The organism is Thalassospira sp. ABD4_177, from assembly GCF_056160125.1.
The window spans coordinates 2,616,100-2,629,374 of sequence record NZ_JBSWWO010000001.1 but is presented as its reverse complement, the minus strand read 5'-3'; the positions used below and the strand labels follow the sequence as shown (position 1 = coordinate 2,629,374).

Annotated in this window: 10 protein-coding genes and 3 tRNA genes; 5 read left to right on the top strand and 8 right to left on the bottom strand. The window is 53.6% G+C overall.

What is annotated here, in order from left to right:
- Positions 1 to 20: 20 nt before the first annotated feature.
- Entirely contained in the window at positions 21 to 680 is a 660-nt protein-coding gene (locus ACXAF0_RS12060) for a hypothetical protein (protein WP_475346091.1), read from the bottom strand.
- 72 nt (positions 681 to 752) lie between these two features.
- Complete coding sequence (locus tag ACXAF0_RS12055; RefSeq protein WP_475346090.1) at positions 753 to 1,538, bottom strand: DUF4198 domain-containing protein; 786 nt, start codon at positions 1,536 to 1,538, stop codon at positions 753 to 755.
- A 174-nt stretch (positions 1,539 to 1,712) separates the two neighbouring features.
- Between ACXAF0_RS12055 and ACXAF0_RS12050 the strand changes: the two genes are divergently transcribed.
- Together ACXAF0_RS12050 and ACXAF0_RS12045 are read left to right on the top strand one after the other, a co-directional pair.
- Positions 1,713 to 3,206 (top strand): right-handed parallel beta-helix repeat-containing protein, encoded by a 1,494-nt coding sequence (locus ACXAF0_RS12050; RefSeq protein WP_475346089.1) that lies wholly within the window; start codon positions 1,713 to 1,715, stop codon positions 3,204 to 3,206.
- Between the two features lie 120 nt (positions 3,207 to 3,326).
- Positions 3,327 to 3,764, top strand: a complete 438-nt coding sequence (locus ACXAF0_RS12045) for a MerR family transcriptional regulator (protein WP_475346088.1) — start codon at positions 3,327 to 3,329, stop codon at positions 3,762 to 3,764.
- Between the two features lie 76 nt (positions 3,765 to 3,840).
- Here ACXAF0_RS12045 and ACXAF0_RS12040 read toward each other — a convergent pair whose 3' ends face one another.
- The 6 genes from ACXAF0_RS12040 to ACXAF0_RS12015 form a co-directional block, all read right to left on the bottom strand.
- Positions 3,841 to 6,531 carry a bifunctional acetate--CoA ligase family protein/GNAT family N-acetyltransferase gene (locus ACXAF0_RS12040; RefSeq protein WP_475346087.1) on the bottom strand — a complete coding sequence of 897 codons (2,691 nt, stop codon included), beginning with the start codon at positions 6,529 to 6,531 and terminating at the stop codon, positions 3,841 to 3,843.
- Positions 6,532 to 6,764: 233 nt separating this feature from the next.
- The gene (locus ACXAF0_RS12035; protein ID WP_475346086.1) at positions 6,765 to 7,082 is read right to left on the bottom strand and encodes a hypothetical protein; all 318 of its coding nucleotides are present in this window, start codon (positions 7,080 to 7,082) and stop codon (positions 6,765 to 6,767) included.
- A 72-nt stretch (positions 7,083 to 7,154) separates the two neighbouring features.
- Positions 7,155 to 7,230 (bottom strand) — tRNA-Asn (locus ACXAF0_RS12030).
- Between the two features lie 257 nt (positions 7,231 to 7,487).
- Positions 7,488 to 7,563, bottom strand: a tRNA-Asn gene (locus tag ACXAF0_RS12025).
- 4 nt (positions 7,564 to 7,567) lie between these two features.
- Positions 7,568 to 7,641, bottom strand: a tRNA-Cys gene (locus ACXAF0_RS12020).
- Positions 7,642 to 7,818: 177 nt separating this feature from the next.
- Entirely contained in the window at positions 7,819 to 10,263 is a 2,445-nt protein-coding gene (locus ACXAF0_RS12015; RefSeq protein WP_475346085.1) for a methyl-accepting chemotaxis protein, read from the bottom strand.
- A 405-nt stretch (positions 10,264 to 10,668) separates the two neighbouring features.
- Here ACXAF0_RS12015 and ACXAF0_RS12010 point away from each other — a divergent pair, with 405 nt between their 5' ends.
- From ACXAF0_RS12010 to ACXAF0_RS12000, 3 genes are all read left to right on the top strand, one after another.
- Positions 10,669 to 11,322: a protein-L-isoaspartate O-methyltransferase family protein gene (locus tag ACXAF0_RS12010; RefSeq protein WP_475346084.1), complete on the top strand. Its 654-nt coding sequence runs from the start codon at positions 10,669 to 10,671 to the stop codon at positions 11,320 to 11,322.
- 40 nt (positions 11,323 to 11,362) lie between these two features.
- Positions 11,363 to 11,686 carry a rhodanese-like domain-containing protein gene (locus ACXAF0_RS12005; protein ID WP_475346083.1) on the top strand — a complete coding sequence of 108 codons (324 nt, stop codon included), beginning with the start codon at positions 11,363 to 11,365 and terminating at the stop codon, positions 11,684 to 11,686.
- A gap of 144 nt (positions 11,687 to 11,830) precedes the next feature.
- Positions 11,831 to 13,183, top strand: a complete 1,353-nt coding sequence (locus ACXAF0_RS12000) for a TolC family outer membrane protein (protein WP_475346082.1) — start codon at positions 11,831 to 11,833, stop codon at positions 13,181 to 13,183.
- Positions 13,184 to 13,275 lie beyond the last annotated feature (92 nt).

The following is a 13,275-nucleotide window of genomic DNA, read 5'->3' as shown; positions in this document are numbered from 1 at the left end:
GCACAGAAAGTGAGGAAAGCTCACTTTCGCAACTGCCGACGCGCCATCACCCAGGCCGACACGCCGAAAATCCCGATGATAATGCCAATACCCCCGAGAATATCGGACATGCGGACATCATTGCGATAGGCATTGACCTCTTCGCGCAGCGGGCCGATTTGACGCGCCACCGCGTGATTGATCAGGGTGCTGAGCTCATCATGCGACAAGGTACTCAACCCGGAGGCAGTCGATTGTGAGGATTGCTCAGTTTTTGCCTTTGATTGGGTGCTTGCATTGCCTGTGGCCTCATCGGGTGCTGTGACCACATTCTCAACGATGATGTCGGCATTGGGTGTGGCAACTGGCAGGTGTTCTGCGAATTCATCAGCATAAAGATCAAAAGTCGCGACATGGCCGTCACCGGTGTTGGTGAAGACGCTGTAATCGCCACGGTGGCTGACCGTAAACGCAAAGCTGCCATCATGATGGGCCGTTGTGGTGAACAGCACCCTCTCTGCGGCGTTACGCAATTCGATCTGTGCCTGCTGCGCGCGCGTGCCGCCGGTGAAATAGGCATATCCTTCGATGGTGTCACCGTTACTCATCGCAAACACATTCAGGTTATGCGCCTGTGCGGCACTGATCGGCACGATCAATGCGAACAGGATTATCAAGGTCAGGCGTCGAAGAAATGTCATGCTCAAGGCCATGTGAAAATTGGGATCGGTAAAATGAAAGCGGGCAGGTGATGCGCACCCGCCCGAATGACATCAATCCATTGCGTCCGTCTTGATCCAAAGCACACCGCCGCGCTCGACCGGGACCTGTTGGTCACTGTCGGGGGCTGCCATGGTGCCGTCTTCGATGAGGGCGGCGAAGACCCACCAGCCGTCTTTGGGCATGGCATAGTGGAAAATACCATTGGCGTCTGCCTTGATCACCTGGGTGGCAAAGGTTGCGTTGGGAAGGGTAACGCTGCCGTCATTGGCATATTCAACTTCAACTTCGGCAAACGGAACCGGTTCACCATTGTGACGCACCATGCCCGAAAAGACATTGCCGGTCCAAACGCCATAGGGGCGGGTAAGAGGTTCTATCTCGACCGGGAAGCCAACCATCTGATCCCAGTCTTCGCCCGCGTCATAGGCATCAATAATCGTCTTGGTGTACTGGATGATGAACTTGCCTTCAGCCGGCTCGTAATACGGTACCGGTTCAAGATAAAAGGCGTAACCGCCCGGGGCTTTGAGCTGTGCGGTTGCATCGAAGGCGGTTTTAGCATCGACTTTCTTGGCTTCGATGCTGCCCAGAAGATCGGTTTTGGCGCCATTGAACTGCATACCGAACTGCAGCGGCTTTTCCATTTCCATTGCCGGACCATTGGTCATCGGATGGGTAAACGTCAGATCAAAGGACACCGTCCGTCCTGTTTCCTGATCAACAACATTGGTCGACGGGATCATTTTCTGAAAATGTGCTTGCGCGCCACTGGTGGCGGCAGCAGCGATGATCACGGAAAGAGATAGCTTGGAAAACAGGCCGGATGTGAGGGACATGAAATGGTCCTTTATGCGATAATCTATTGGGTGAATGCCGTAAGTTGATATCGGCATGAGATTGATTTAAAACATTTCATACAAAATATCAAAAGGTATGATTCAGAAAAACAGACTTTTCCCAGAGTTGTTTTGGGGTATGGTTTTGCAATCGAAAACCGAAAGGGCGGGCTTATGGATATTGTTTACGTCTCAAGTGACGGGGGTGATCACTGGATCGATACGAAACTCCGTTCGACCCTGACCCTTGATCAGGCCATTGCGCAAAGCCAACCGGGCCAAATGATCCGGATGATTGCCGGTAACTATAGTTGTGATGCGCCCCTGCGGTTTCCGCGCGGCGGAACAGCTGACAAACCGATCATTGTTCGTGGGGAGCCCGATGCGATCATTGATGCGGCAAAGCTTCCCGACCCGTCGATATCGGCAAGCAATCCGGGGCAGGCCGGCTTTGCCGTCTTCCAGTTGATCAATGTCGGCCATATCCGGTTGGAGCTGTTTACCATCAAACGCGCATGGCCGAGTGCGGTCTATATCGAAAACAGTCACGATCTGGCATTTAGTGATCTTGATATTACGGAGGGCACCTATGCCTTTTATGCCAATGGGGAGCAGACACGTGGTATTTCGATCTCTGACTGTCGTTGGGTGCAGAATCCCGATATCTGGCGTCAGATCTGCTGGGATGAAATTCACGACGGCAAGGACGCGGATGGCAACGTTATCAAGGTCGAATATCGCTATCTGAACGGCGCGTTCTTTGGTTCGGATGACATTATCGGTGATGTCGAGATCATCCGAAACGATATCTGTGATTGCTATAATGGCGTTCGAATGGACGTATCCGCGCGTAACCTTGATTCCCCGATTGGCAGCTTTAACCGGGATGTGCGGATATTTGACAACCGTTTCCGATATATCCGCGACAATCCGGTCGAACCCGAAGCCACTGCCGTCGGCTGGTGGATCGGGCGCAACCGGTTCTATAACTGCCACAAGCTGTTCTCTCAGGACGGTGTGCGTGGCGGATTCTGGTATTATTTCGGCAATATCTGCTGGTTTGACAGCCGTCCCGGGCCCGAGGGGGATGAGTATAATGGTGGCGCTGTCTTCAAACTTGGCAAAGGTGGTTCTGTTGCCCAACCGGATTACGTTTCCGTATGCCTGCACAACAGCTTTTTCCTCCGCCAGAAATACATCAAGAAGGGAACAACGCGCGGTCTGATCAATGCCCGCAACGCGATCGAGCACGCCGATCCAACCAAGCTGCCCGAAGACATGATGCCGCTTGATCAATCCTTCTTTGGGTCCGCCGAAAAGCTTGAACTTTCTTCAACCGGACCCTTGCCCGTGCAATTTACTGGCGATCTCGCAAACCATCAGACATATCCCGAGGTGTTTGATTCGTACCCGGGTGTTCTGAATGCGCCACGCGTCTCGGACACCCCGCTGTTTGAGGACGGATTGGGGGCACGCTTTGAACTCCGTCCCGAGCATCAGGAAGCTTACTGTGATCGCGTGACCGTTCCTTTGCCAGATGGCAGTAACTGGCTGTCAGCTGGTGGGGTTTGGCCCGGCGCATTGATGAATGGGCATGTGTTCGAAGGCCCGGATTATGTTCCTGTCGATCTTGATTACGTGCGGTCCTTGCCGACCTACAATGACTGAGGCGACGTCATCGTAAGACGCCACACAGGCTGTTTTCTCCTGACGTATGCGTAAATCTGTTGACTGGGCTGTCGGAATGTTGCGATGGTGGCGGATCGCATTCAACAAACAAGAAAAACCATGAACGACAAGCTATATAGCATTACCGAGCTGGCCGAAGAATTCGATATCACCCCGCGCGCGATCCGGTTTTATGAAACCAAAAACCTGCTTGCGCCGCAGCGGGCAGGGTCGACGCGTGTTTACAATTATCGCGACCGTGCGCGCCTGATGCTTGTTTTGCGTGGCAAACGCCTTGGCTTCTCGCTTGAAGACATCAAGGAATATATCGACCTTTACGACGCCGATCGCAGCCGGACAGAGCAGCTTGCCCATCTGATGCTGGTCGGGCGTCGCCGGATTGAGGAACTTGAACAGCAGCTTGAAGACGTTCAGACGACCTTGCAGGAATTGCGCACGATCGAGAATGAAGCAATTGATTCGCTGCGTGAAAAAGGCATCGACCCGGAAAAGGCCGTTTCTGATATCAAGGCGAAACTGGTGGCAGAAACCGCCTAACATCCAGCGATGCATCGCCAGGACAACAAAGCCCGGCAAATCGCCGGGCTTTGTTGTTTGATCTCGGTGTGACGATTTATTCCGGATCACGCTGCAAGGGCAAGGTCACCTCAAACACATCCTCATCAGCGATGAATTTGCGGGTAAAGCCGAGGCTTTCGCAAAGAGTCAGCATCCGACGGTTATTGGGAAGCACCTGCCCAATGAAGGTTTCTGTGCCTTTGCGGCGGCAGAATTCGATCATTTTTTCCATCAGAATGCGGCCAAGGCCGCGCCCCTTGATGTCGGAGCGGACCATGATCGCGTATTCGGCCTTTTCGTTGTTCGGGTCGATGACAACCTGAACGATACCGTGGAATTCGACCTCTTCGTCGCCATCCATCATAATGGCGAGGAACGCCATGTCACGGTCGTAATCAAGCTGCGTCTGACGGGCCATTTCCGAATGCGGCAGTTCGCGAACAGAGCCGAAGAAGCGGAAATGAATGTCTTCCGGGGTCAGGCGCGACATGAACTCATAGTGGGCCGGTTCATCTTCGGGCTTGATCGGGCGCAACAGATAGGTCGTACCATCATCCATCACCACTTTTTCTTTGAGATGGCGCGGGTAGGGATGAATGGCCAGACGGTTTTCATCGCTGAGAACCTTTGGCGTTACCTTGATGCGGGCATCAAGGGCAATGACACCTTCGCGGTCGGCCAGAAGTGGGTTCATATCAAGCTCGACAACCTCGCCAAGCTGCACAACCAGCTGCGACAGGCGCACGAGCGTCATGTAAAGCTCTTCCAGGTTGACCGCAGGGACATCACGGTAGCCTTGCAGAAGCTTGTGGATACGTGTGCCTTCGACCAGCTCACGGGCAAGCTTCATGTTAAGCGGCGGCAAAGCCATCGCTCGGTCGCGCACAACCTCAACCTCGACACCGCCATGACCAAACAGGATGACCGGGCCAAAAATCGGGTCGGTGGTCATGCCAACGATCAGTTCACGAGCTCCGGAACGTTTGACCATTTCCTGCACGGTAAAGCCGCGCAGACGCGCTTCCGGGAATTTTTCGCGGATGATACGCTGCATCTTCTCGGCCGCAGCCCGGACTTCTTCAACGTTTTCAAGGTCCAGAACAACCCCGCCGACATCGGATTTGTGGCTGATGTCGTCAGACAGGATTTTGAGTGCCACCGGACGGCCGATCTTTTCGGCCTTGCTGACGGCATCCTGGACATCAAGGGCGGCATAGGTTTTGACCGTGTTGATGCCATAGCATTCCAGAACCGATTTTGCTTCCGGTTCGGTCAGCATGTGGCGTCCGGCATGAATGGCCGAATGAATGATGCTGCGTGCCTTGTCGATATCAGGCGTGAAATCATGCGGTACGGATGGCGGCGTTTCCATCAGAAGATCTTGCAGCTTGCGGAAATTGACCATGTGCTGGAAGGCTGCGACGGCGTTTTCAGGTGTGCGATAGGTCGGAATCCCCGCCGCATAGAACATGTTGCGGGCTTCCGCCACCGTGGCCTCACCGACCCAGTTGGTCAGAATGTTCTTCTTGCTGCCCTTGATCGTGTCGATCACACCCTGTGCGACCTCGACAGGATCGGTAATCGCGGTCGGGGCATGCATGACAAGCAAACTGTCGATGTTCTTGTCTTTCAGGACCGCATCAATGGTTTTGGCATAACGCTCGCCCGGGGCGTCACCAATGATGTCGACCGGGTTGGCATGCGACCAGGTCGGCGGCAGAACGTCATCCAGCGCAGAAATGGTTTCGTCTTCAAGATGTGCCAATTGGCCCTTACGTTCGATCAGGGCATCAACGGCGAGAACGCCAATACCGCCACCATTGGTCACGATGCCAAGCTTGTCGCCGCGGAATGGGCGCATGCGCGACAGTGTTTCGGCGGCCGAAAACATCTCACTGACCGTATACACGCGCAAAACACCGGCCCGTTTGATCGCGGCGTCAAAGACGTCGTCAGCGCCGGCAAGCGCACCGGTATGTGATGCGGCGGCTGCCGCACCCTCGGCAAAGCGGCCGGATTTGATGCACAGGATCGGCTTGTTACGGGATGCCGCACGGGCGGCAGAGATGAAGCTTCGGCGTTCATGGATGGATTCAATATAAAGCATGATCGCCCGGGTATCGGGATCAGACCCCAGATAATCGATCACATCGCCAAAATCGACGTCGTCACATTCACCGAGCGAGATGAAGTGCGAAAACCCGATTCCACGTGCCGCCGCCCAATCAAGTACAGCGGTGCACAGCGCGCCGGATTGCGAGACAAAGGCAATCTTGCCGCTGCCAATGCTTTGATGACTGAAACTCGCGTTCAGGCCAATGCCCGGCACCATCAGGCCAAGGCAGTTAGGGCCAAGCAGGCGGATCTTTTTGGCAGCCGCGATATCGAGCATCGCCTGTTTGACGTTGCGCTTTTCATCATATTGCTCCGCGGACAGGCCGGCAGTCAGCACGATGGCAGCAAGACAGCCTTTTTCCGCCAGACATTCCATGACCGGTACCACGCCCTTGGGCGGCACACAGATCACGGCGAGTTCCGGAACCACCGGCAGGCTGTTGACGTCCGGATAGGCCAGAACGCCGCCAATAGACTGGCTGCGCGGGTTGACCGGCATGATCGGCCCATCAAAGCCACCAGCAAGCAGGTTTTTCATCAACACACTGCCAACAGAGTGCGGCCGGTTTGACGCGCCAATCACGGCAACCGATTTGGGTTTGAACAGATGATCGAGGTTGATTGTACTCATCGCCAAATTGCGCCTTGTCCTGTGGGCAGGGCCGGGTTTCGGCCAATTCGCCCTATATGGTGATGCGCATGCCAGATTGTCAGCACGCCATCCATGATGCAGTGCGGTATTTTAGAGGCGTAATAATTATATTGATTTGCTGTGCATCAATAAAGCACTGCGCACACGAAGTTTTTGTGGCAGTGCATTGCAGCGCATCCGCACTGGTCGGTGACTAAAGCAAGGGCAGGGCGTTAATGGACGTGTCCATGATGGCCGTCGTCATCAAACCGTTCGGATTCTTCAAGCCAGGTTTCGACTTCTTCCTGTGACGACATGGCCAGCGCGATTTCAAGATCGCTTTGCACATGGGCCAGGCTGTCAAACATCGGGCACCAGCCAAAGGCCTGAATACGCTGATCGGTGTTCGACGAGATGGTAAACAAATCGCCATCAATCGGGTGCACCATCCCGTGAATGATGCCGTTATCCCCAACAATCAGCCAGCCGCGGGTCGATCCGGAAAGGGTAGCAAGTTCTACTTCGCGCAGGTCGATTTTGACGGTCTTCATCACGTGATCATCCATCATGTCTGTGGGGCAAAAGCAAAAGGGACCGAACAATCTGTTCGGTCCCTTTTTAATTGGCTCCGGCAGCAGGACTCGAACCTGCGACCCAATGATTAACAGTCATTTGCTCTACCAACTGAGCTATGCCGGATCAGGCGTTGCGCGTCTCTCGAAGCGCGTGGCAGGTGTATAATCAAACAGTCCGAGGGCCGCAAGACCTTTTTTGAGAAAATCCGGCCAAAATCGTGTCTTTTTTCAACGCGATCAAATCTGGTGGCGGGCGGGTCAAAACGGGGTTGAAAGAGGCGTGCCGTTATACGCGTTGGTCTGCTGTTGAGAATGCCATCAGCTCGAACCGAAATGGGCCGTGAAAAGCAAAAACCCCCGGAACAGGGTTCCAGGGGTTTATGGCTCCGGCAGCAGGACTCGAACCTGCGACCCAATGATTAACAGTCATTTGCTCTACCAACTGAGCTATGCCGGATCAGTGGAGGCGCGAGCCGGAATCGAACCGGCGTGCAAGGATTTGCAGTCCTCTGCGTAACCACTCCGCCATCGCGCCTTCGCGTTGGCTGGAGCGGTGTATAGCCCCAACAAACATAGCCCGTCAAGCACCCAATTTTACATTTTTCAGAAGGCTTGACGATTGGATGCATGAAAAAGAAAAAACCGTCCGGGAAAACTTCCCGGACGGTCATAAAACGGAGGTTACGAGGCATGCGCAAAGATTCGGACAGGATTATTCTTTACCTGGTTTGCCAAAGCGTTGCTCAAGCCAGGGCCGCAAACGTTCTTCACGGACATTACTGGGCGCGAAATCAAGGTTTGCGACGGTACCAAGCGCGTTTTCAACCTCGAACGGGATGGTGGTGTTTGGCCCGTCGATGGTGATTTCGCCTTTGGCGCCCTGCAAAATAGGTTCTGCTAGTGAAACCTTTGTTCCACCGAATGACACATCAATGGTTTGACCACGGATTGATTTGCCACCCACGTTAACCGTCACAGCAAGCTGCGCATCGTAGCGCGGATCTTTGCGGCGGTTAACTTCCGGGGTTGCGGTTCGAACGATTCGAACAAGGCTGCTTCGCAGTTCGGCGATGCTTTCATCGACCTCCTCTGCGATCTTGTTCATATCTGCTGCTCGGGAAAGGTTGTCTTGTGCTTCGGAGGCAACATGACCGATCTTTTCGGTTACCTCATTTGATGCCTCTGCCGTCTGGACGACGTTGCGTGCGATTTCCTGCGTGGCATCATCCTGTTGACGGACGCTGACAGCCACGTTGGATGCGACTTCATCCACGCGACGGATACTTGATGTCATTTCCTGTACGGTTGAGACTACCGAACCCGTCACATTCTGGATATCGCCAAGCTGACGGGTGATTTCTTCGGTCGATTTTGCGGTTTGATTTGCAAGATTTTTGACTTCTTGCGCGACAACGGCGAATCCTTTGCCCGCATCGCCAGCACGCGCGGCTTCGATGGTGGCGTTCAGGGCCAGCAAATTGGTCTGTGCTGCGATATCGCCAATTAGTTCTGCGACCTCACCAATACGGTCAACGCTGTCTTTGAGTGACGTCACAGTACTTTCTGCACTAACTCCGGCCTGATTGGCTTCTGCAGTGATGGTCGTAGCTTCGTTAATTTGCCGGGTTATTTCCTGGATCGAAGCTGCGAGTTCTTCAGATGCACCAGAAACAGTTTCGGCATTTGCCAGCGCTTCGTGGGCCGCAGCAGCGACGCTTTCCGAGTTTTCTGAGACACGCTCCGAGGATCCAGCCATGTCACCGGCAGCCGAGTTCAGGCGCTGGGTCTGGTCAATGATCGATTGAACGACCCTCTGCAGTTCCTGTTCAACCGTTTCAGCAAGACCTCGCAAAGCACCGATACGCTGTGTATTGGCCTTTGCTTCATTTTCGATACGTTCCAAGCGGTTATAGGCAAGTTTCGCATGCAGTGCACGAAGCTGCTGGGTGACAGAGTTGAAATCGGACATTTTGGGCAATGGAATAAGGTAGGACGAATCATTGCGTGCCATGGCTTCAAAATGTTGACTCATGTCGTCAAGCGAACGGCGAAACTTCCGAGCCAGTAGGAAGCCATAAACAACGGTCAAAATTGACGCTAAGATCAGTAACCCGATGGTTACACCAACCGCAGTAAAGAAATTCGAACGTGCGGTTGCAACCTGTTTACCAACGACTTCACTTTTATATGCTGACAGATTGCTAATCTGTTCGATTAACGGGTCTATGGTCTGGTAAAGGTCATTCTGAATGAGGTCTTCCAGAGCAGATGCGTCCTGCGCGACCAATATCGCACGAAGTTTTGCAATTAATGCATCTGCCGACGGAACAAGTGCTTGGACTTTTTGGATGTTGCTGGCTTCTTGCCCTTCTGTGCTACGTGAGAAATAGGCGTCCTGATTTTCTTTTATGTGTTGTGCTGCATAATCGATGCTGTCGAGCCCTTCCTGCCAGGTAAAGCTGCCATTGCTTACCTTGTGGGTTGCTGCGATCACCAAGGCGGCGTAGTCGTTCGACATCTCTTTCAAAAGCTTAAGGGGTTTGACCTGATTGTCGTAGATGCGCTCTAGAGTCTGCTCGGTCTGGTATTCTGAGTAAATGGCGTAACCACCAACCAACAGCATCAGAATAAGTATCGTACCGAAGGCTAGCGTCAGGCTGCCCTTGATGCTGTTTATGAACTTTTTAACTCTGGCGCCAAAGCCCGTGTCTATGATTTCGCCATACTCAAGTGCTACATTCTTCGCATTGCCGTTGCGGAGTCCGGCATAAACTTGTTCCGCATTTCTCTTTTCGGCTTCGGTTGGTTTGGTGCGGATGGAGATATAGCCCGTCACTTCCCCATTTTCGATAGTTGGTGTGACGTTGGCGCGGACCCAATAATGATCACCATTTTGCGCCCGATTTTTTACAAGTCCCTGCCAAGGCATACCAGCTTTGATGGTTTGCCACAAATTTGCGAAGGCTTCCTTGGGCATGTCCGGGTGACGGACAATATTGTGCGCAGAGCCATTGAGTTCTTCATCGGTAAATCCACTGATATCGACAAAGGCTTGGTTCGTGAACTCGATGCGCCCGCCTTTATCCGTTCTCGAGACTAGGATGTCCTCGTCGTTCATTTGAATTTCGCGATTGGTTACAGGACCGTTATCACGCATGTCTGATGTTCCCCTAAATTGAACCGTGTTGCGTCACGTCATGTCGCGCCAAATGGAATTGTGGCAGGTTCTTTTATGCAAGTAATGCTTGTTGCGCGATTGTGAATATATACGATGGTATATAGCGCTCAAATGAATAATGTATTCTGTTTGTCTCAGTATTTTTATGCGTCATTTTGATCAGGCCGTCTTTGAGACGCCGCAAAGTTTGAAAAATTGCTTGATTGTGACGCTGCGCAAACGAAAAAGAGCAGAAAGTCCACGCTCAAAGAAGGCTTTGCGCTTGATCCGTGGTTGTCAGGTGCTTAAGTGGCAACTATAAACAGGGCAATTGCCGTAGCCGTCTTTGGGGACAACAAGGGGACTGCGGTCTGTTTCTCGCGAGAATTTTCAGGTCAGATAATCATGGATTACCAAGTCGCGCGCCATAACATGGTGGAAAATCAGGTTCGGACCAACAAGGTTACCGATCCGCTGGTCATCGCAGCGATGGAAGGGGTTCCGCGCGAACTGTTCCTGCCCGAAGCCAAGCGCGGTGTCGCCTATATTGACGAAGACATTGCTGTTGGTGGCGGTCGTTTCGCCATGGAGCCGATGGTCATTGCACGCCTCATGCAAAGCGCACAGATCGCCGAAACCGATGTCGCACTGGTGATTGGCGCCGGGTATGGCTATTCCAGCGCCCTGATGTCGCGCGTTGCCGAAACCGTTGTGTCGGTTGAAAGCGACAAGGACATGGCAGCCGCAGCCGAGGCGACCTTCCAGGCCGAAAACTACGACAACGTTATTGTCGTCGAAGGCGATATGGCCACCGGCTATGCCAAACAGGCACCGTATAACGTCATTATCTTTGATGGTGCCGTTGCCGAGGTTCCGGCGGCAATCCTTGAGCAGGTTTCCGAAGGTGGTCGTTTGCTGGCGGTTGTACGTGAGCCGGGCAAGGTCGGCGTTGCGCGCCTGTATGAGCGCGAAAACGGTATCATTGGTCATCGCGATCTGTTTGATGCGAACATTCCGTATCTTCCGGGCTTCGAGCCGGAAGAAAGCTTTGTCTTCTGATTTGGCTTTCGGATTCTGAACGGGACCGGGTTAAGGTTTGATGGTGTTCGATATCAGTTGTGAGGAACTTGCATCGCGACTTGATGACGCAACACCGATGACCTTGCTTGATGTACGCGAAGACTGGGAACTAGAAATCTGCGCGATCAGTCAGGCGCTGCATATTCCGCTTTCCGAGCTGTCGGGCAGGGTGGATGAACTGGCACCTGACAAGCCCCTTGTAATCATTTGTCATCATGGCGTACGCAGTCGTCATGCTGGGCGGTTCCTTGAGGACCGTGGATTTAAAGAGGTTTTTAATGTTCGCGGCGGTATAGATGCATGGGCGCTTGAAATTGAGCGCGATATGAGCCGCTACGATTGAGAACGGCAATGACGGTGAAACGGGGCACATTACTTTTTTTTGATGCAAATGCCTCTTTTCTTGGAAATTTTTTCTTCCGTCGTTACCATACGTGAAACTGCGCCGGGGTCGGGACTTGGTGTAGGATTTTACAAGGGTAGATAAATGATCAAACGGTTCTTGCTGACCTGCAGTATTCTGGCGACCGGCGGCGTGGTTGCCGGTGGTGCTTCTGCAGAAAGCCTGGAAGACGCGCTTATCAAGGCGTACCAGAGCAACCCGACACTCGAAGCCGGCCGTGCGTCTTTGCGTTCGACCGACGAAGAAATTTCCTCGGCCCTGTCCAACTGGCGGCCGAGTGTCAGCCTTTCGGGCAGCGCAGGCGTTCGTGACTACGAAACCGAAGTCAACGGTACGAACACCGATAACAGCCTGACACCGTACACGGTTGGCCTTGATGTTACGCAGCCGCTCTATCGTGGTGGCCGGACGACGGCAGAAACCGAACGTGCAGAATCCCGCATCAAGGCAGCGCGCGCTTCGCTGCGCTCGACCGAGCAGGATGTGATGCTTCAGGTCTCCACAGCCTATTTCAACGTTCTGCGTGACACGGCTGTTGTTGAGCTTAATCAGAACAACGTCCGCGTTCTTGAACGTCAGCTTGAAGCAACGCGTGACCGCTTTGCGGTTGGTGAAGTCACCCGTACCGACGTATCGCAGGCCGAAGCCCGCCTTGCCGGTGCGAAAGCCGATCTGATTTCGGCTCAGGGTGCGTTGGCCAATACCCGCGCGCAGTATGAGCGCCTTGTTGGCAACCCGCCGAGCAATCTTGAAATCCCAAACCCGCTTGCCGGTCTCCCGACCAGCATTTCTGACGTTCTGTCAATTGCACAGGGTCAGCATCCGGATGTTCTGCAAGCCGTTTACACCGAAGAAGCAGCCCAGTCTGACATTCGGCTGAGCGAAGGTTCGCTCTATCCGGAAGTCAACCTGGCTGCCGGTGTCGAGCGCGCACATGAAGCCTCGACCGAGGATTTCACGGCTGACAGTGCTGACATCATCGCATCGGTATCGATTCCGCTTTATCAGCAGGGGGCTGTTTTCTCGAACGTCCGTTCGGCAAAGCAGACGGCCGGTCAGGCGCGCATTCAGATTGATGAAGCACGTCGTGCCGTGATTGAAAATGCGACCAGTGCCTGGGAAACGCTTGTGACCGCGCGTGCAAGCATCGAATCGCAGCAAGCACAGGTTTCATCTGCTGAAGTTGCCCTTGATGGTGTTCAGCGTGAAGCATCGGTCGGATCGCGTACCGTTCTTGATGTTCTTGATCAGGAACAGGAACTTCTGCAGGCCCGCGTGGATCTAGTCGGGTCGCGCCGTGATGCCGCCGTTGCAGAATTTCAGGTCAAGGCTGCCATGGGCGCGCTCAATGCGCAGGTCCTTGGTCTGCCGGTCGAAGTTTATGACACTGAGTCCAACTATAACAAGGTCAAGGACCAGTGGTGGGGAACGGATTGATTTGTTGATGGTCGGGGCAGGGTGAATAACCCTGCCTTCGGACTTGGGTCGGATCGGTCTGGTTGAATGACACTAGTGCGGAAGTTTAATTA